General features: G+C 70.0%; 15 protein-coding genes. 8 read left to right on the forward strand and 7 right to left on the reverse strand.

Features of this window, described 5'->3' with window-relative positions; genetic code table 11:
• The first annotated feature begins 401 nt into the window (after window positions 1-401).
• Entirely contained in the window at window positions 402-1,049 is a 648-nt protein-coding gene (locus APR04_RS26675) for a PadR family transcriptional regulator (protein WP_253876744.1), read from the forward strand.
• Entirely contained in the window at window positions 1,046-2,137 is a 1,092-nt protein-coding gene (locus tag APR04_RS26680) for an inositol-3-phosphate synthase (RefSeq protein WP_253876746.1), read from the forward strand. The genes APR04_RS26675 and APR04_RS26680 overlap by 4 nt, the downstream gene beginning before the upstream one ends.
• Window positions 2,138-2,282: 145 nt before the next feature.
• On the opposite strand, the gene APR04_RS26685 is transcribed toward APR04_RS26680, so the two are convergent.
• Complete coding sequence (locus tag APR04_RS26685) at window positions 2,283-6,395, reverse strand: S8 family serine peptidase (RefSeq protein ID WP_253876748.1); 4,113 nt, start codon at window positions 6,393-6,395, stop codon at window positions 2,283-2,285.
• 396 nt (window positions 6,396-6,791) lie between these two features.
• Here APR04_RS26685 and APR04_RS31180 point away from each other — a divergent pair, with 396 nt between their 5' ends.
• The gene (locus APR04_RS31180) at window positions 6,792-7,745 is read left to right on the forward strand and encodes a winged helix-turn-helix domain-containing protein (RefSeq protein WP_253876750.1); all 954 of its coding nucleotides are present in this window, start codon (window positions 6,792-6,794) and stop codon (window positions 7,743-7,745) included.
• 7 nt (window positions 7,746-7,752) lie between these two features.
• Here APR04_RS31180 and APR04_RS26695 read toward each other — a convergent pair whose 3' ends face one another.
• On the reverse strand, window positions 7,753-9,096 hold the full coding sequence (locus APR04_RS26695; RefSeq protein ID WP_253876752.1) for an MATE family efflux transporter: 1,344 nt from the start codon (window positions 9,094-9,096) through the stop codon (window positions 7,753-7,755).
• Window positions 9,097-9,468: 372 nt separating this feature from the next.
• Between APR04_RS26695 and dnaB the strand changes: the two genes are divergently transcribed.
• Both dnaB and APR04_RS26705 read left to right on the forward strand, forming a co-directional pair.
• Window positions 9,469-11,259 (forward strand): replicative DNA helicase, encoded by a 1,791-nt coding sequence (gene dnaB, locus APR04_RS26700; protein ID WP_253876754.1) that lies wholly within the window; start codon window positions 9,469-9,471, stop codon window positions 11,257-11,259.
• Between the two features lie 98 nt (window positions 11,260-11,357).
• Window positions 11,358-12,554, forward strand: coding sequence for an AI-2E family transporter (locus APR04_RS26705; RefSeq protein ID WP_253876756.1), 1,197 nt, complete (start codon window positions 11,358-11,360; stop codon window positions 12,552-12,554).
• Window positions 12,555-12,628: 74 nt separating this feature from the next.
• Here the strand turns inward: APR04_RS26705 and APR04_RS26710 are convergent, their stop codons facing one another.
• A complete protein-coding gene (locus APR04_RS26710) occupies window positions 12,629-13,444 on the reverse strand; it encodes a DUF1206 domain-containing protein (RefSeq protein WP_253876758.1) in 816 nt (271 codons plus the stop codon).
• A 151-nt stretch (window positions 13,445-13,595) separates the two neighbouring features.
• The gene (locus APR04_RS26715; RefSeq protein WP_253876761.1) at window positions 13,596-14,354 is read right to left on the reverse strand and encodes an IclR family transcriptional regulator; all 759 of its coding nucleotides are present in this window, start codon (window positions 14,352-14,354) and stop codon (window positions 13,596-13,598) included.
• 261 nt (window positions 14,355-14,615) lie between these two features.
• Here APR04_RS26715 and dhaL (APR04_RS26720) point away from each other — a divergent pair, with 261 nt between their 5' ends.
• The 3 genes from dhaL (APR04_RS26720) (at window position 14,616) to dhaL (APR04_RS26730) (ending at window position 17,126) form a co-directional block, all read left to right on the forward strand.
• Window positions 14,616-15,266, forward strand: a complete 651-nt coding sequence (gene dhaL / locus APR04_RS26720) for a dihydroxyacetone kinase subunit DhaL (protein WP_253876763.1) — start codon at window positions 14,616-14,618, stop codon at window positions 15,264-15,266.
• Between the two features lie 155 nt (window positions 15,267-15,421).
• Window positions 15,422-16,426 (forward strand): dihydroxyacetone kinase subunit DhaK, encoded by a 1,005-nt coding sequence (locus tag APR04_RS26725; protein WP_253876765.1) that lies wholly within the window; start codon window positions 15,422-15,424, stop codon window positions 16,424-16,426.
• Between the two features lie 67 nt (window positions 16,427-16,493).
• Window positions 16,494-17,126, forward strand: coding sequence for a dihydroxyacetone kinase subunit DhaL (dhaL, locus tag APR04_RS26730; protein ID WP_253876768.1), 633 nt, complete (start codon window positions 16,494-16,496; stop codon window positions 17,124-17,126).
• Here dhaL (APR04_RS26730) and APR04_RS26735 read toward each other — a convergent pair.
• From APR04_RS26735 to APR04_RS26745, 3 genes are all read right to left on the reverse strand, one after another.
• Window positions 17,116-17,973 (reverse strand): alpha/beta hydrolase, encoded by an 858-nt coding sequence (locus APR04_RS26735; protein ID WP_253876770.1) that lies wholly within the window; start codon window positions 17,971-17,973, stop codon window positions 17,116-17,118. The genes dhaL (APR04_RS26730) and APR04_RS26735 overlap by 11 nt on opposite strands.
• A 9-nt stretch (window positions 17,974-17,982) precedes the next feature.
• Window positions 17,983-18,591, reverse strand: coding sequence for a DinB family protein (locus APR04_RS26740; RefSeq protein WP_253876772.1), 609 nt, complete (start codon window positions 18,589-18,591; stop codon window positions 17,983-17,985).
• Window positions 18,592-18,665: 74 nt separating this feature from the next.
• Window positions 18,666-19,865, reverse strand: coding sequence for a mannonate dehydratase (locus APR04_RS26745; protein WP_253876774.1), 1,200 nt, complete (start codon window positions 19,863-19,865; stop codon window positions 18,666-18,668).
• Window positions 19,866-19,867 lie beyond the last annotated feature (2 nt).

Raw genomic sequence — 19,867 nt, forward strand, 5'->3', positions numbered from 1 at the left:
GGGGTAGTTCCAGATTCCCTGCCGTCGTCGGGGAGTTCGCGGCCAGATCGGAGGGGGACTCCAGTTCGACACGTCAGCCTCTTCCTCGGTTCGACTTGCGCCTGCCGGTGCGGTCGACGCACTTGCCACGGCAGACAACCCGAAACCATAGGGGATCACCTACGGGCCCCAACAGCCCGGAACTGCTCCAGCACCCCGCCCTGGGCATTTACCCCAGGGTCAGCCCAGTCCGTCTGCTCTCGCTTCACATTTCGTCCACGTTCGGCCGATGGCGGCCGGTGCAGGAACTTCGGATTGCATATCGGGATCCGGATGCCTATCCTCTCGATGTATCGAGACGATACATCGAGCAGAACTGATAAGCCTGGGCAACGCCTGACGGGCTCAGGAAGGAGGCCGCCGTGCGCAGCCGTTCCGACGTGCTCGAGACCGCCGTCCTCGGCCTGCTCAACGAGTCCCCGCTGCACGGGTACGAGCTCCGCAAGCGCCTCAACCTGGTGCTCGGCTCGTTCCGCGCCTTCTCCTACGGGACTCTCTACCCCGCCCTGAAGGCGCTGGTCATGCGTGGTCTGATCGCGACGACGGAGAACGACCCGCCGACACCCCCACCTCGCAAGGGGAAGACCGGGATCCCAGGTCGCACGGCCAAGCCAAAGCCCATCGGACGACGTCGCGTGGTCTACGAGCTGACCGCCGAGGGCAAGGAGCACCTCCAGACCGTCCTGGCCACCGCCGGCCCCGCCGCCTGGGAGGACGACAACTTCGACGTGCGGTTCGCGCTCTTCGCGCAGACCGACGCCGAGACCCGCCTCCGGGTCCTCGAAGGCCGGCGTACCCGGCTGACCGAGCGCCTGGAGACGTTCCGCCAGGCCGCGACGCACCCGCGTTCGCGGCTCGACGAATACGCACTCGAGCTCCAGCGGTTCGGGCTCGAGAGAGCCGAGCGCGAAGTGCACTGGCTCGACAGCCTTATCTCCACCGAGCGGGGACGCGCTGCGGCGCAGAACCGCCCATCGCAGCAGGAACAAACGAAGAAGGAGCGAGGATGACCTCCATCCGCGTGGGCATCGTCGGCGTAGGAAACTGCGCCTCGTCCCTGGTCCAGGGCGTGCACTACTACCGTGACGCCAACCCGGCGAGCACCGTACCGGGCCTCATGCACGTGCAGTTCGGCGACTACCACGTGTCGGACCTCGAGTTCGTCGCGGCGTTCGACGTCGACGCGAAGAAGGTCGGCTTCGACCTGGCCGAGGCCATCACCGCGTCCGAGAACAACACGATCAAGATCGCGGACGTGCCGCCGACGGGCGTGACCGTCCAGCGCGGGCCGACGCTCGACGGCCTGGGCGACTTCTACCGCGAGACGATCGACGAGTCCACGAAGGACGCCGTCGACGTCGTGGCGGCACTGCGCGAGGCCGAGGTCGACGTGCTGGTGTGCTACCTGCCGGTGGGCTCGGAGGAGGCCGCCAAGTTCTACGCGCAGTGCGCGATCGACGCGGGCGTCGCCTTCGTCAACGCCCTCCCGGTCTTCATCGCGTCCGACCCCGAGTGGGCCAGGAAGTTCGAGGACGCCGGCGTGCCGATCGTCGGTGACGACATCAAGTCGCAGGTCGGCGCCACCATCACGCACCGCGTGCTGGCCAAGCTGTTCGAGGACCGCGGCGTGGTCCTTGACCGCACGTACCAGCTGAACGTCGGCGGCAACATGGACTTCAAGAACATGCTGCAGCGGGACCGCCTGGAGTCCAAGAAGCTCTCCAAGACGCAGGCCGTGACGTCCAACCTGACGGGCGCCCTGGCCGGCAAGAAGGAGGACCGCAACGTGCACATCGGTCCGTCGGACTACGTAGCGTGGCTCGACGACCGCAAGTGGGCCTATGTACGCCTCGAGGGTCGCGCGTTCGGCGAGGTGCCGCTCAGCCTGGAGTACAAGCTCGAGGTGTGGGACTCCCCCAACTCCGCCGGCATCATCATCGACGCGGTCCGGGCGGCGAAGATCGCCAAGGACCGCGGCGTCGGCGGCCCGCTGCACTCCGCGGCCACCTACTTCATGAAGTCCCCGCCCGTGCAGATGGAGGACACGGCAGGCCGCGCCCAGCTGGAGTCGTTCATCCGCGGCGACATCGAGCGCTGAGCGCCAAGCGCTGAAGCGCCAAGCGCTGAAGCGCTCAGCGCTCAGCGCAGACAGTCGGTAGAAGGTCCGGTGATCGGCAGCTCGGGCTGCCGATCACCGGACCTTCTACCGAACTCACGACGGGGTCAGGCCCCGTCACCTCGAACTACTTGATCGGGTCCAGCTCGAAGTCGGTCACGACGGTGGTGCGTGGCGCCACCTTCGCGGAGCCGACCTCCGGGACGTACCCGTTCGCCGTCGCGATGATCTGCGCCGTGCGCTCAGACCGGTCGAACCAGTACTCGTAGGTGCCGTCCGCCCCGGTGACCAGGGTGACCGCCGAGTACCTCGCGTTCACCTGGACCACCGCGTCCCCGAGCGAGACGACGCCGTCCGGGCTGAAGCCCGACACGGTGCCGGCGAGCTTGCCCCAGCTGCGCGGCGGGTTGACGGTCAGGCTGACGTCGACGGCGGGTGCGTCGTACGGCGTCTCCGCGTCGGCCACCAGCGAGCCGGTGAAGGTGCCCGGCTGGGCCACCACACCGCTCATGGCCGCCGTGATCGTCTTCGACTGTCCCGGCTCGAGCGTGAACTCGGTCGGGTCCATGGTCAGCCACTCCATGGCGCCGCCGCCGGAGGTGTCACCGGAGACGTTCATGACGATGTGCATGTCGGGCCAGTTGATGGAGTCGGTGGTCACCGGCTCCGGGATCGCGCAGTCGGTGGCGGAGAGGTACGACGGCGCGGTCTGACCCGCGGCGTTCGACCCGATGTAGAAGACGCCACCGCTCGACTGCTGGTTGGGCGAGACGATCTCGACCACGAGCGTGGCGCCGGCAGGCACCTCACCCGTCACGGGCACCGAGATCATCGTCAGGGTCGACGCCGGGATGTTCACTTCAGCCGTCCCGATCGACGTCAGGTTGGCGAAGGTCAGCTCGCCGTCCAGCGTGTGGAGATTGACGGTCAGCGTCTGAGCAGTGGCCTGCTCGACACCGAAGGACACCTCCGAGACGTCGAAGTCGCCGTCGATGCCGAAGTCGCTCAGCGTGAACGTCCGGAAGAAGTGGTTCTCCGTGGTTCCGGCCAGGCTGCCGCACGACGCCGAGTTGAGCTCCGCGATCTCCTGCGAGGCCGAGTGGGTGAGGTTCGTGGCGTCCGGCCGGACCGGGATGGACTCCGGCGTCACGGTCTTGCCCGTCGTGCCGTTGCCAGCGGCCTGGAGGTGTGAGTCCGAGCTACCGAACGAACCACCCAGCTTGGCCGACGGCTTCGTCGACTCGGCCACGGTGGCCTTGCCCTCGGGGTGCTGGATGACGGCGGCGCCGTCCGTGCCCAGCATCTCGAACCCGCCGCCGGTACCCGTCATCTCGACATCGGCCGGCGCGGTGCCCTCGTTCGTCACGGTGAACCGCTTGGACGTGGAGCTGCCAAGGGGCAGGGTCGTGTCGATCGACTCGGTGCTGACCGCGAGCATGCCCGCAGCGAGCGCCGCGTCGAACGTGCTGGTGCCATCGGGCGCGAGGGTCACCTCTCCGGACTCGGCCGCGTAGTCGGGGGCCGTGATGTCGACCGTGTACTCGCCAGGCAGGGCGATGGCCGTGTAGGTGCCGTCCTCCTTCGATGTGGCGGTGCGGGTGACGCCGTCGGCCACCGCGGTCACCGTCGCACCCTCGACGGGCTCACCGGTGTTGCGGTCGGTGACCGTGCCGTCGAGGAACGAGAGCACGGGCGCCGTGTAGGTGACCGTGAGCCCCTCGGTGACTGCTGGCGTGTTGGTCGAGTACTGGAGACCGACGGTGCCGGACTCGTTCTCGATGCCGATCGACGCGGAGCTGCCCTTGGCGGTCTCGGTGTCGGTGACCGCGCCGTACCCGAACAGCACCGTGCCGTCCGCGACGAGCGTGACCGAGAAGTTCAGGCGGTCGGTCGACGGCGAGTACTTGCGCACGTTGCGCCACTCGACGACGAAGGCGTCCTCGCCGTCGACCGTGGTGGTCCCGGTGTAGAGGCCCGCTTCGGCGTCGAGGTTGAGGTCGTCCCAGAAGGGATACAGGGCGGCGTTGGGTACCGCGCTGTTCGGGATGGAGCCGTTCGTGTAGCTGGTGCTGCCGGCCAGGAAGTTCAGGTGGCCGTTGGAGGTGACGAACGCCGCGTCGTAGCCGGCGCCGTAGTAGGGGAACTCGAACGGAAGGTCGATCGGCGTCTGCACGTCGTCCCCGGTGAGGGGGAGCTCCGTGTCGCCCTGCAGGTAGTCACCGGTCGAGGTCGCACAGGAGTAGCCGAAGTCGTCGGTGACGGCCGTGATCTCGACCGGCACGTCCTTCGCGCCGTCGACCACGACGTCGCTCTCGTACGACGAGGCGCAGCCGCCCGTCGTCACGCTGAGCGAGTAGGTGCCCTCGGGGACGTCGGCGAAGGCGAAGGTGCCGTCCGCGCCGGTGGTGACGTCCTCGAAGTGGCTGCCGAGGCTGACCGGGGCACCCGCGACCGGGTCGCCCGACCCGGCGAAGGTCACCGTGCCCGTCACGGCGTGCGACGGGGCGGCCTCGAGCGTGATCGGCACGTCGACGGTGCCGTCCTCCGTGACGGTGGCGGCGGCCGGCTCGGAAGCCAGGTAACCGAAGGCGGACGCGGAGACCGCGTAGTCACCGGTGGCGACGCGCGCGGTGAAGGTGCCGTCCCCGTCGGTGCTGACGGTGCGGTCCCGCTCGCCGTCGATGACGACGTCGGCGGACGCGATCGGGGTGCCGTCGGCGTCGGTCACGGTGCCGGCGACGTACCCGGTGGCGCCGATCGGGGCGGCGTCGATGAGGGCTGCGGCGTCGAGCTTGCCCTCGCCCCAGACATTGTTGTTGCCGGCGGTGCCACCGCAGGAGGTGTCGTCGGCGTCCACCGCGGTCTCGTTGAGCAGCGCCTGCGTGCCCTCGATGTCACCGACGAGTGCGGGTGCGGCACTCCACAGCAGCGCGATGGCGCCCGCGAGGTGCGGGGCCGCCATGGACGTGCCGTCCAGAGCCGAGTAGCCGTCACCGGGGACGGACGAGCGCACGTCCACGCCGGGCGCCGCGATGTTGGGCTTGACCATGCCGTCCTGGCCGGGGCCACGCGACGAGAAGTCGGCGATGGCGCCGGACATGCCGAACGCGCCGACCGAGTAGGAGCCGGTGTTGGCGCCGGGGGACGACGTCGTCTGGCAGGACGGTCCCGAGTTGCCCGCGGACCACGTGCCGAAGATGCCCGAGGCCTCCCAGGCAGCCGTGGTCTCGGTGTACCAGTCGTCGATGGAGCCCGCCGCCCTGGCGCCCCACGAGTTGTTCACGACGTGCGGGCGCATCGAAGGGTCGGCTTCCGTGCCGTCGGTGCGGGTCGGGGCGAGGATCCACTGCCCGGACTCGAGCAGGTCCACGTCGGAGCAGGTGTCACAGCCGTTCGTGGCTACCCACTCCGCGCCGGGTGCGACACCGATCTGGTTGCCCGCACCGTCGTCGCCGACCATCGTGCCGATGGTGTGCGTGCCGTGTCCGTTGTTGTCGAACGGCAGCTCGGCGGAGCCGGAGGTGTCCTGCCAGTTGTAGTCGTTGACCACCGTGCCGTCGGGCTGCATGCCGCGGTAGTGGTCGGCCAGCGCCGGGTGGTCGTACTGCGCACCGGTGTCGATGTTCGACACCGTGATGCCCTCACCCGTGTAGCCCATGTCCCAGACCTCGGGGGCGTTGATGGCGTCCAGCCCCCACTCGACGGCCTGGGTCCCCTTGTCGCTGACCGGGGTGCGCTTGACCGGCTCGACCAGGTTCAGCTTGACCGTCTCGCTGATCTGCTGGACCTCGCTGCTCTTGGCGAGCTTGTCCGCCAGGGCGAGCGTGCCGTCCTCGACGAGGATCCGGTTGCTGATCCAGTAGCTCTCGTAGTCGGCGTCGGCGGCCTTGAGCTCCTTGATGAGGCTCGCCTGGGACGCCTTGGCGGTGCTGGTGAGGGCGTCGTAGACGTACTTGCCCCGCTCGTCCCAGCTGCTGATGCCGCGGGCGTCCGTCAGGTCGGCCTCGTCGGCGAGCTCGACCCAGAAGTCGGAGGTCTTGCGCTCGGTCAGCATCTCCCTGGCGAAGTCGGTGAACTTGTCTTCGGGGTCGGCCGCGACGGCCTTCGTCGTTGTCGCCGCCGTTGCCGGGGACGTTCCTGCGAACGCCGCCGGGGCGACGCTCAGCGCGGTTGTCGCAACGAGCGCGAGAACCGCTGTAGCGGTTGCCGAGCGTTGTGCGAGAGCAGTTCGACGGTGCATGAACCCTCCATTACCCGGCGCATCCGCGACACCGGATGCGCTTGGACGGACCACGGTTGTGGGCCAGCCCTAACCGTTGTTTGCGTAGTTCGACCCGACAAGGTCGGTTCACGGTCAGACATGGGTCACTTCTCGGTCAGTCTGCGGTCGGACAACAGCAATTGCCCATGTCAATGGGTCGCCTCCTTTTTCACCCTGGCGACGGCGGAATTCACCCGGTACCGGCACCATTTGGCGTAAAGATGCCAACTGGGCGGGAATGCGTCATTTCCGGCACGCAACGGGAAGGTAACCAAAAATTGACCTCGACGGTACGACTCGGGGGCAAACTGGCACGCGCTGCCCGGGTCCGACCCGGCACGCACCTGAACGGCCGACCCATGGAGGGTGACGCACGTGACGATCGACCCCGCACCAGGTTCCGCCCCCGGCCTCGTCGTCTGCGTTGGCCTCCCTCCGGACCAGATCATCGAGATCGCGCACCTCCTCCGTGGCCGGGCAACGGTGCTCGCCACCCCCGACGCGGAGGGTGCGCGCGCCGTCCTCGACAACCAGGCCGCACCCCGGCCCGGTGGCACCGCTGCCTGGCGCGGTCTCGGCGCGCAGGCCGAGCGGTACGACAACCCCGGCCCTGGGGACGACCACGCCTACGGCCGGCACCTGCCCGAGCACCCCGTCGACCGCTATACCGAGCGCGTCCCCGAGCCCGACAACCTCACCGAGGCCGCCCGCGCAGCCGCCGCAGAGCCTCCGCCGACAGCGCTGTCCTCGGTCGCGCGTCGTCGATCACCCGGCATGCCCGACGCCGGAGCCGGCGGCCGCAGCGGCCGGTTCCGGCCGGCGTCGGGCAGCGTGCTGGCGCAGCCCGTGCTGCACGCGACCGTCTCCGCGCCGCCACGGCCTGGGGCAGGGACGGCCGGTACCGGTGCCCAAGACCCTCGCGCGGGACTCGGCCGCGGTCCCCGCGCCGTACGTGCGGACACCGGTGCAGTGCCCACCGTCACGGGGCCGGTCCCGATGATCGCCCCGCCCATCCTGCAACCTCTCGTGGCGGGGCCGCTGCTCGTGGACCTGGCCGGCCGGGAGGTCACGGCGCTGGGCCGGCGCGTCTATCTGTCGGCGCGGGAGTTCGACCTGCTCGCGACGCTCGCCCTGGAGGCAGGGCGGGTGTGGTCGTTCGCCGAGCTCACGGCACGCGTGTGGCAGCTGCCCTACCTCGGCGACTCGGATCCCGTGACGTCGGCGGTCAAGCGGCTGCGCAAACGGCTGTCCCCTGTCCGCGACGTGGAGGTCGCCTCCGTGCGCGGCGTGGGCTACCGGCTCAAGGTACGGATCCAGGCCGCTCCGTGACGGTGCGTCATGCTCCCGTGACGAGCCAGTGGTCGCCTCGCGCACGCCATCCTGTCGTCACGGCGCGGGCGGCCATGAACACGCCCGCGAAGGCGAGCCAGAGCCAGACGAGCCCGTGCGCGCCGTCGGGCGCCCAGCGGGAGACGGCGAAGGCGAAGGGAAGATAGACCACCAGCGTCGCCATGCCGGCCCAGGCGAGGTAGCGGCCGTCGCCCGCACCGATCAGGACGCCGTCCAGCACGAAGACCCAGCCCGCCATGGGCATCAGCACGCCGCACACCGCTATGCCGAGAGCGACGGCGACGCGCACGTCGGGGTCGGGCGAGAAGAGGGGTGCGATCCACCAGCCCGCCGCCGCCAGGACCACGCCGATCACCGCGCCCGCCCCGATGCCCCACTGCAGGCAGCGGCGCAGGACCAGGCGGACGTGGCCGACGTCGCCCGCGCCGAGCCCGTGTCCCACCAGCGCCTGCGCCGCGATGGCGAGCGCGTCGAGCGCGAACGCCGCGAGGCCCCACAGCGAGCTGACCACCTGGTGTCCCGCGAGCGCGACGGCACCGAGGTCGGTCGCGACGACGACGGTGAGCAGGATCGCTCCACGCAGGCTCAGGGTCCGGACCACCAGGGGCACTCCTGCGCGGGCTCCCGACAGGATGCCCGCCCGGTGCGGACGCAGGCTCGCGCCGCGGGCACGTGCTCCGCGGACCACGATCACCGCGAGCACGACCGCCATGAGGAGCTGGGTGATGGCTGTCCCCAGGCCGGAACCCGCGATCCCCATCCCCGCCCCGTACACGAGCGCGAAGTTCAGCCCGGTGTTCAGCAGCGCCCCGGAAGCCGCGACGACCAGCGGCGTGCGCGTGTCACGCAGGCCGCGGAGCACACCGGTCGCGGCCTGGACCGCGAGCATCCCGGCGAGCCCGGGCGCTGACCACCGCAGGTAGGTCACCGCGTGCCGCGCGACCTCTCCGTCGGCCCCCAGAGCAGCCACCGTCAGCGGGGCGGCGAGCAGCACCGTGACGACCAGGGCAGCACCGATCCCGAGCGCGAGCCAGATCCCGTCGATGCCCGACTGCAGCGCGTCCCGCTCCTTGCCCGCGCCCGTGAGCCGGGCCACCGACGCCGTGGTCGTGTACGCGAGGAAGATGCACAGGCCGACGAGGGTGAGCAGCACGTTGCTCGCGAGCGAGAGGCCGGCGAGCTGGGCGATGCCGAGGTGGCCCACCACAGCACTGTCCACAAGCACGAAGACCGGTTCCGCGACGAGCGCCCCGAGTGCGGGTACCGCGAGGACGAGGATCTCCCGGTCGATCGACCGGCGAAATTCCGGGGTGTGGCGAGGCTCGCCCAACTTTCTTTCCTCCACAGGCTGGGGGTTACGTCGATGCAGGCCAGAGGCGATGGTGATGTTTTACACAGGGCTTATCCACAGCTGGGGACAGGGTTATCCACCCGCTGTGCACAGCCTGGGCCACCTTTCCACATGGATGTGCACAGGCTCGTCCACAGGCCTCGTTGCGTTCGGCTCTGCAGGGGCTTAGCGTCAGCGGAGCCTCCTAGGCGATCCGGAGCTCGCGGGACCTGTCGCACACGACACAAAGGCGTGTCGTGGCCGACGTCCCGAGAGTGTCAGCGGCGAGGAGTAGAACAGGTGTAGGACGTCGATGGAGCGCGCGCGCAGCGTGCGCCGAGGCGTCATGAGAAGAGGAAGGTAGGGGGTGCGATGTCGATCGAAGAGCTCGAGTCGAGCTATTCCGGCCGGAGCCCCGGCCTCGACCGCACGCCGCCGCAGGACATCGCCGCAGAGATGAGCGTGCTGGGCGGCATGCTGCTCTCCAAGGACGCGATCGCCGACGTGATCGAGCAGATCCGCGGCAACGACTTCTACCGGCCGGCGCACGAGGTCATCTACGACGCGATCATCGACCTCTACGGCCGTGGCGAGCCTGCCGACGCGATCACGGTGCTCGCCGAGCTGCAGCGGCGTGGCGAGCACGCGCGCGTCGGCGGCGCCCCGTACCTGCATGACCTCATGGCCGGAGTGCCGACAGCCGCGAACGCCGGCTACTACGCCAGGATCGTGCGCGAGCGCGCCATCATGCGCCGCCTCGTGGAGGCGGGCACGCGCATCGTCCAGATGGGCTACGCCACCGACGGCGGCGAGGTCGACGACGTCGTCAACAACGCGCAGGCCGAGGTCTACGCGGTGACCGAACGCCGGGCGTCGGAGGACTACCTGCCGCTGGCCGACATCATCGGGCCGACGTTCGACGAGATCGACGCCGCGCAGGGCCGGGGCGAGGGGCTCACCGGCGTGCCGACCGGGTACTCGGACTTCGACCGCCTGACGAACGGCCTGCACCCGGGCCAGATGATCGTTGTGGCGGCCCGGCCTGCCGTCGGAAAGGCACTGGCACTCGACACACCGCTTCCGACGCCGACCGGGTGGACCACCATGGGCGAGGTCGCGGTCGGCGACCTGATCATGGCTGCCGACGGCAGCCCGACGCGAGTGGTCGGCGCAACCGAGGTAATGCACGGTCGCCCCACCTACGAGGTGGAGTTCGACGACGGATCCGTGATCGTCGCTGATGCTCAGCACCAGTGGGCCGTCGGCGCGGCGGTCGACGCTCAGATCCTGACGACCGAAGAGATTGCCGGAAAGCTCGGCCGTGGCGCCGATCTGGCCATCGGTCCGGGCCATACCGGCACGCACCAAGTCTTCGGGTTCAGGTCCGTCCGGCTGATCGAGTCGGTGCCCGTGCGTTGCGTCGAGGTGGAGCACCCGTCGCACCTATATCTGGCGAGCCGGTCGATGGTTCCGACCCACAACTCGGTGCTGGGTATCAATGTCGCTGCTCATGCGGCGATTCATCACAACCAGGCCGCCGTCATCTTCTCCCTGGAGATGAGCCGCAACGAGATCGTCATGCGAATGCTCGCCGCCGAGGCACGCGTGCCGCTCACCAAGATGCGCAGCGGCAACATGGACGACGGCGACTGGCAGAAGCTGGCCGCGACCATGGGCAAGGTCTCCGACGCGCCGCTGTTCGTCGACGACTCGCCGAACATGTCGCTGATGGAGATCCGCGCCAAGTGCCGCCGGCTCAAGCAGAAGCACGACCTCAAGCTGGTCGTCATCGACTACCTCCAGCTGATGTCGTCCGGCAAGCGCGTCGAGTCGCGCCAGCAGGAGGTCTCCGAGTTCTCGCGTTCGCTCAAGCTGCTCGCGAAGGAGCTCGAGGTGCCCGTGATCGCGATCTCGCAGCTGAACCGTGGCGCTGAGCAGCGCAGCGACAAGAAGCCGCAGATGTCGGACCTGCGTGAGTCGGGCTCTATCGAGCAGGACGCCGACCTCGTGCTCCTGCTGCACCGCGAGGACGCCTACGAGAAGGAGTCGCCGCGCGCCGGCGAGGCCGACTTCATCGTGGCCAAGCACCGTAACGGCCCCACCGACGTGATCACGGTGGCCTTCCAGGGCCACTACCAACGGTTCGTCGACATGCAGGTGTGACGGTCGCGCGCTTCTGAGGTCGCCGCGCGACCCGGGCCCGACCGCAATAGCGTCGGGGTGTCCGGCGTCCGCCGGGCCCAGCTCAAGGAGGACAGTCGATGGGACTCTTCGGCCGCCGCAGACAGCCACCCGCCCACCAGAGCGGCACGGCCCTCGAGGTGCGGCCGCAGACCGAGCACGGGGCATCCGCCGCGCACGAGCCGCCCTCCGGTCGCGGGGCGTCCCGGCTGTGGTCGGACGGCTTCGGCCGCGTCGGTACCCGGTCGCTGCAGATCCTCGCGGTCGTCGCGGTCATCGCCCTCTTCGGGTTCGTGGGTACGCGCCTGACCCTCGTCGTGGTCCCCGTCCTCATCGCGCTCGTGCTGGCGGCGGCGATCTCGCCGCTGGTCTCGTACCTGCGTGCCCATGGTCTGCCGTCGCTGCTCGCGACATGGATCGCGCTCCTGGCGCTGATCGCGCTGCTGTCAGCGATCGTGTGGCTCGTCGTGCTGGCCGTCGTCGACCAGTGGGACGAGCTGCGGACCCAGGCGTTCGACGGCTTCGACTCACTGCAGACCTATGTCCAGCGACTGCCCTTCGACATCACCGACGAGCAGATCGCGTCGGTGCGCGAGTCCGCCATGAGCCTGCTGCAGTCCGACGCCGTGGGCTCCGGTGCCATCGCGGGCGTGTCCCAGACCGCCGACTTCATCGCCGGCTTCTTCATCATGATCGTCGTCCTGTTCTTCTTCCTGAAGGACGGCCCGGCGATGTGGGAGTTCCTGCTGCGGCCCTTCGAGGGGCACCGGTACGAGCGGGGGCAGCGCGTCGGCGCCGCGACCATCCGCACGCTCGGCGGCTACGTGCGCGGGACGGCGATCGTGGCGATCGTCGACGCGGTCGGCATCGGGATCGGCCTCGCGATCGTCGGCGTGCCGCTCGTGATCCCGCTGTCCGTGCTCGTCTTCCTGCTCGCCTTCATCCCCCTGGTCGGCGCCACCCTGGCCGGCATCCTCGCTGCCCTCGTCGCGCTCGTCGCCGTCGGACCGGTCGAGGCGCTCATCGTCGTCGCCATCGTCGTCGTCGTGAACCAGCTCGAGGGCGACTTCCTCCAGCCGATCGTCATGGGCCGCACCCTGCGCCTGCACCCGCTCGTCATCCTGTTCGCCCTGACTGCTGGGACAGTGCTCGTCGGCATCACCGGCGCAGTGCTCGCCGTGCCTATCGCAGCTTCGATCTGGCGTGCGATCCAGGTGTGGGACGGGCCCGACCTGCCGGCACGGTTCGCCCGCAAGAAGCGCTCCGAGACCGTCTGAGGGCGGGCCGGCTCTCGCTGGGGCGCGGCCGATCAGGTCCGCGCCACGCTCGCCCCGTTCCGGCGGGAGCCGGCTCAGAGCCGCGCGAACCGGGCGCGCGCGAAGGAGTAGCCGCCGAAGGCGGCGATCCCCAGCCCGATCACGAGGAGCAGCGCCGTGCCGTACGGCTGGTCGCGCATGGTGCGCAGGGCCTCGTCGAGCCCGCCGGCCTGCGAAGCGTCCGTCGTCACCGCGGCGCCCACGACCAGCCCACCGACGACACAGAGTGCTATCCCCTTGGCGACATATCCCGCCTGCCCGAGCCGCACCACCACCGGGCGGACGGAGCTACCGCCCGTCCCCGTCAGGTCACGCAGGAACTTCTTCCGCACCCCCTTGACGACGTGGTAGGCGCCGACGGCAACGATGACCAGGCCCGCGACGCCCACCAGCCAGGGGCCACCCGGCATGCTCAGGACGCCGGCGGTCATGCTCTCCTCGCTGCTGCCCGATCCACCGGTACCCTGCGCGTTCTGGACGCCGGTCGCTGCCAGCACTCCGTAGAGCACGCTCTTGGCGACGCTCTTGGCCCGTGCCGCCGCCTGGTGCTTCGTGTTCGGCACGCCGACGACGGCCGTGGCGAGCTGCCACACCGCGAGCGCGGCGAAACCCACGGCGACCGCCCAGAGGACGACGGCGCCACCCGGCATCTGGGCGAGCATGCGGAAGGCACCGGACCCGTCGGCCTGGCCTGCGGGCTCGCCCAGCGCGAGCTGGACCGCCAGCCAGCCGACCAGCAGGTGCAGCACACCCGAGGCGACATAGCCCCCTCGGGCCAGGCTGCGCACGGCATCACTGTTCTGGGCCCGCCGGACGGCGTCGGGCGCATCCGGGAAGGATTTCTTGGACATACGCACACCTCCGTCAGGCCGCGGGGATCGCGACGGAGTACACATTCGCCTATTTCAGCGCATTCCGCACCCCTGCCTCGTGCCGCGGTGCCAGCCCGTCGGGTGCTTCCCCCCCGGCGTAGCTCATCGCGCACCCGTCACGTGGGGGTGGTCACCGGATCAGCCCCGACGTGGGCGGCCACTGGGCGGCGCCCAGCTCGCGGGAGATGTTCCGGGCGGTCTCTCGAAGATCGTTGAGCATCGTCGGTGCCGGCGGAAACTCGGTGGTCGGCATGACCACGGCCACCGCCGCGACGACCGCACCGGAATGGTCGACCACCGGCGCCGCGGCGGAGGACTCCCCCAGGATCGCCTCGTTCTTCTCCGTCGCCAGGGCCTCGTCGACGACCTTCTCCAGGTCGGCGCGAAACACCCCTGGATCGGTGATGGTGTCGCCGGTCAGGCTGCGCAGGGCGAGCGACGCCGCCTGCTCGTGCGGCTGGTAGGCGAGCAGGACCTTGCCCATGGCGGAAGCGTGCGCCGGGATCGCCAGGCCGGTCTCGGGCATCTGCTCGCTGCCGTCGGGCCTGCTGTCATGGTGGATGATGACGACCTCGTCCAGCAGCCGTACCCCCAGGCGCACCGCTAGGCCGGTGCGTCGCGCGAGCTCATGGGTCCACCGCATGCCACGGGCACGCACGTCCAGGGTGTCCAGGTAGACGTTGCTCAGCTTCAGCAACGCCGGCCCGAGCATGTACCTGTTGCCCCCGGGCTCCTTGGCGACCAGGCCGTGCTGCTGGAGCGACTTGACGATGCCGTGCACCGTCGACGGCGGCAGGGAGAGTGCGGTCGACAGCTCGGAGATCCCCAGTCGGCGCGCCCCCTGCAACGACGACAGGACCTTGGCGGCGCGGTCGATGGCCTGAATCACGGGTCTGTCCCTCCTCGGATTCCACCTCTGCGTGAGGAGCCCTGTGGGGCAACCGTACACAGGACCCTTGACACCCTCCCGCGAGAGCGGAGAGGCTTCGGCATTACCGAATGAGGTTCCGACGGCGGAGCCTGTGCCGACGCAGCCGGTCGCATCCGCAGGCCGGGGCAATCGCCGTATGGCACGCTCCGTACAGGGACCGGCGCGCACGGTGTCACCGATCCGGTGCCACCCATCCGGAGCTTCACGGGAGGACAGAGCATGGCCACCGCAGTGACCAACGGGGTGATCATCGACTGGTTGGCCCGGTTTCACGACATCGTCGCCAAGCAGCGCGCCTACCTGACCGAGCTCGACTCGGCGATCGGGGACGCGGACCACGGCGTGAACATGGACCGTGGCCTGGCACAGGTGGTGGCGATGCTGGACCAGCCGGCCGACGGGTCCGACGCCTCGACCGGCGCGCTCCTCGAGCGCATCGGCAACGCTCTGCTCACCTCGCTCGGCGGTGCGCCCGGGCCTCTGTACAGCGCCCTTTTCCTGGGGGCCGGCGCCGCAGCCGGCGAACGCACCCGGCTGGATCCTGCCGAGCTGGCCGACAGCCTGCGGGCGGGGCTGGCCGAGCTGGTGCGGCGGGGCAGCGCCGAGAGCGGCGACAAGACCATGTTCGACGCGCTCGACCCCGCGGTCCAGGCCCTGCAGAAGGCGGCCGACGACGGCGCCGGGCTCGGCCCGGCGACCGCGGCTGCCGCGGCGGCGGCCGTCGCGGGGCGCGAGGCGACCGCACCGATGCTCGCCCGCAAGGGCCGGGCCAGCTACCTGGGCGAACGATCGATCGGCCACGTGGATCCCGGGGCCGCCTCGGCGACGATGCTGGTCATCGCCCTTGTCGAGGCCGTCGCACAGGGATAGGCCGCCGCCTCGGCCCGGTCGGGGCTCGACCACGGTCTCCAGCGCAGGCTCGACCCGTCTTGACAACATCTCCCTGCAGGGACAGCATTCGATAATGTCGAATAGGATTCGGTGAGACCGAAGCTGGTCGCACCGCGGTTCAAAGGAGAGCAGCCATGTCAACGCCTACACGCCGCCAGTTCATCAATGCGCCGGACGACGTCATCGACGAGGCCCTCGAGGGTCTCGTGCTGGCGAACCCGCATCTGCTGAAGCTCGACCCCGCCGAGCGTCTCGTCTCACGGGTCACGCCCGCGACGAAGAAGGTGGGGCTGCTGTCCGGGGGTGGGTCCGGGCACGAGCCGCTGCACGCCGGCCTCGTCGGGACCGGGATGCTCGACGTCGCCGTGGCCGGAGCGGTGTTCGCCAGCCCGACCGCCAGCCAGGTCCGCGCCGGGACGCTCCTGGCCGACAGCGGCGCCGGTGTGCTGCACATCGTGAAGAACTACACCGGTGACGTGCTCAACTTTCAGATCGCTGCCGAGCTCGCCGAGGACGACGTCGTCGTCGAGTCGGTGCTCGTCGATGACGACCTCGCCACCACCAGCACGAACGGTGGACCTGGTCGACGCGGGACCGCGGCGACCGTGGTGGTCGAGAAGGTCTGTGGCGCCCTCGCCGAGGCCGGTGCAGACCTGTCGACGGTCGCCGCCCGCGGCCGTGACGTGGTGGCCCGTTCCCGCAGCCTCGCCGTCGCGCTGGACTCCTGCGCCCACCCGGGCCAGTCCCAGCCCGCCTTCGAGCTGCCCGACGACCTGGTCGAGTTCGGGGTCGGCATCCACGGCGAGCGCGGCACGGGCCGCATCCCGTTCGCATCGGCCGACGAGCTGGTCGAACAGCTGGTCGACCCCCTCGTCCAGGACCTGTCGCTGCGCAGCGGAGACGGCGTGATCGCCGTGATCAACGGGCTGGGCAGCACCTACCCGCTCGAGCTGGCCATCATCACCCGCCAGGTTCACCGGCTCCTGGCCGCGCGTGGCATCACCGTGGCCCGCACCCTGACCGGCTCGTACGTGACGTCACTGGACATGCACGGCGCCTCGGTCACCCTCACCGTCGCCGACGACGAGCTCGTCCGCGCCTGGGACGCCCCGGTCCGGACGCCGTCCCTCACCTGGTGACCCGCACGCAGCACCCGACACCGAGCACCCGACACCGAGCACCCGACACCGAGCACAGGAGACAGACATGACCGACCACATCGACGGCGCACTCGCCCTGCGCTGGATGAACAGGTTCACCGAGGACTTCCACGACGCCCAGCAGGCACTCACCGACCTCGACCGCCAGGCCGGTGACGGCGACTTCGGCACGAACATCGCCTCGGCGCTGCGCAAGGTCGTCGCCGAGCTGCCCACCGCCGAGGACGCGACCTTCGCGTCGGTGTTCACAGCGACCGCCAACGGGTTCCTCGCCACCGGCGGCACGAGCGGTCCCCTGTTCGGCATGTGGTTCCGCGCGATCTCGCGGTCGACCGCACCCGAGGGCCCGGACACCGGCCTGCTGGCGCAGGGCGTGGCGGCCGGGCTGGCCAAGGTCCAGCAGCTCGGTGGCGCGTCGGTCGGGGACAACACGATGATCGACGCGCTCGCCCCGGCCTCGCAGACCCTGCTCGACGCGTCCACCAGCGGCCTGACCATCGACAAGGCGCTCACCTCGGCCGCGGGGGCGGCGCGCGCGGGCGCCGCCTCGACGGCCGATCTCCTGGCGGCGCGCGGTCGCGCCAGCTACGTCGGCGACCTGGCGCTCGGTGTCGAGGACCCCGGTGCGGTCACGGTCGCCATGTTCTTCGAGGCGGGCGCGGCGGTCGTCAGCGGTTGAGCCCGGCCGCCAGGCCGGCCAGCAGCTCGGCGGCCGGGCGCGGCCGCACCAGCCACAGCAGGTGGCTGGACGTCAGGGTGTGCACGTCGTACGGGTTGCCGGGGGTGAGCGCATCGCCCTCGCGGATCATCCGGTCCTGCACGGCCGGCGGCATGCTCGTGTCCGCACTGAGCCGCACGTAGGTCTTGGGGATCGTGCCCCACGTCGCCGCCTGCGCCCGGTCGGCCGATGTGCCCACGTCCAGGTTCTCGTCGGGCTGGAACGTGTTGAGGAACGTGAAGAACTCGTCGTCGGTGCCGTCGGCGAGGAACGCCTCCTTGAACCCGGCAAGCACCGCCGGGTCCGCGGTACGGAAGTTGGACCGCAGCAGGCCGACGGCGGCCGGGTCGGCCGCCAGAGCGCCCGCGAGCGCCCCGGCGTCGACGGAGGCCATCTCGGGTTCTGCATAGTAGTCGCCGACGTCGAGGTCCACGGGCGCCCAGGCGGAGACGTAGACGATCCGGTCGATCAGGTCGGGGCGGGCGTTGCCGACGGCGGTGGTGGTGATGCCGCCTCGGCTGTGGCCGACCAGGATCACTGGTCCGTGCTGCTTCGCGCGCTCGAGTGCCTCGATGACGCGGGCTGCGTTGTCCGCCAGGGTGACGCCCTTGATGCTGCCGGGCGTCGTCGCGAGACCGGCCAGGTCCTGCGGGGCCTGGTACGCGGCGGGGTAGGTCGCCTCGAACCCGTGCCCGGGCAGGTCGACGGCGGCGGAGCGGTGGCCCAGCAGCGCCAGCTCGGCCTGGAGCGGCGCGAACGAGAACGAGTTGGCGAAGGCCCCGTGGACCAGTACGAACGTGGGTGGCATGGGCAGATGTTACTGGCCGACGCGGCCGTCGATCCGTTCGCGCAGGATGTCCGCGTGCCCGCAGTGCCGCGCGTACTCGACGATCTGCGACAGGAGGCCGTCCCGGAGCTGGAGGTCGCCGCCGTCCGGCCCGAGGTCGGACGCGCCGGCGTTCCAGGTGCTGAGGTCGGTGACGCCGTCGAGGTACCGGTCGGTGGCTTCCATCTCGAGGTGCCACTGTCTCCAGGCGTCCTCGGCGACGGCTGGTTCGGCGACCGCGCCGTTCCAGTCGCCGTCGCGGTCCTCGTCGGTCCGGTACAGGCGGGGTGCGTCCTCGCCGGCCATGACGCGGCGTAGGTGCCGTTCCTCCTCGGCCAGGTGTCGTACCAGGCCGAGGAGGGACATCGTGGACGGCGGTGCCGACCGGCGGGCGAGCTGCTCGGCGTCGAGCCCCGCGCACTTCAGCTCCAAGGTGAGCCGGTAGTAGCTGAGGTACTCGAGCAGCGTGCCGCGCTCGTCGCCGGGCGTGGTCTCGGTCTCACGTGGGTCGTCGTCCGGGTCGATCCACATGTCGGGGTAGACGGTCGACTGCGTCCATCGTGCCGTCTCTGGCTCGCCGGCCTGCTCTCGTGCGTCCATACGAGCATCGTGGACCCGTGCCGGCACCGCTCGCCACGGTAGATCGGGGTCCGGTCACGCCTCGGCGGCGCGCCTCAGCCCTGCTGGTAGTGGAACGCGTCCCAGGCACCGAGGAGGTACTGGATGCCGAGCGCGCGGTCGTAGAGGCCGTAGCCGGGGCGAGGCTTGTTGGTGGTGTTCTCGTCCCACAGGTGCCTGCCGTGGTCGGGCCGGATGTAGCCCTGGTAGCCGGCCTCGGCGTAGGCCTTCATGATCCCGGTGGTGTCGACGCTGCCCTCGGACGCGCGGTGCGCCACCTCGGTGAAGTCGCCGTTCTCGAAGTGCTTGATGTTGCGCACGTGCGAGAAGTGGATGCGGTCCATGAAGGTGCGCACGGCGTCGACGGCGTCGTGCTCGGGATTGGCGGAGAAGCTGCCGAGGCACAGCGTGAGGCCGTGGTGCGGGCTCGGGTGCAGGTCGAGCACGCGGGCCAGGCCCTCCTTGCTCGAGACGACGCGCGGCCAGCCGAAGACGTCGAACGGCGGGTCGTCGGGGTGCACGCCCAGCTTGACGTCGTACTCCTCGCAGGTCGGGATCACGGCGTCGAGGAAGTACTTGTAGTTCGCGTACATGTCGTCGTGGGTGACGCCCACGTAGGCCTCGTTGAGCTCATGGAAGCTCGCCAGCCGCTCCGGCTCCCAGCCGGGCAGGGTGAGCCCGTGCGTGTTCGCCTCCATGTCGGCGATCAGGCTCTCGGGCGACATCTTGTCGACGACTGCCTTCTCGTAGTACAGCGCGGTCGAACCGTCGGGCAGCGGGTGCCACAGGTCGGTGCGCAGCCAGTCGAAGACGGGCATGAAGTTGTAGCAGACGACCTTCACCCCGGCCCGGCCGAGCCGCTCGATCGTCGTGATGTAGTTCGCGATCGCCTCGTCCCTGCTCATCCCGAGGACGGTCCGGCCGAGCTTGATCGACTCGTGCACGTTGACCGACTCGACGACCTCCGCGTCGAAGGTCCGTGTCACGCCCTGGGCGCGTGCATCGTCCGACAGGCCGGTGATCCGCGCGACCTCAGCGTCGATCTCCGCCTGCTCCCACACCTCACCGGCCTGCTTGTGGTGCAGGCTCCACACGATGGTCTCCACGCCAGGGATCTGCCGCACCTGGTCCAGGGTCACGGTGTCGTTGCCGTCGCCGTACCAGCGGAAGCCCATCTTCACGGTGTACTCCTCGTCGTCGTCTTGTATAACCGCTCTTGTATACATCATGCCGGACCCGCCGGGCGGGTCGGGCACGC

The organism is Promicromonospora umidemergens, from assembly GCF_024171995.1.
Lineage (GTDB): Bacteria > Actinomycetota > Actinomycetes > Actinomycetales > Cellulomonadaceae > Promicromonospora > Promicromonospora umidemergens.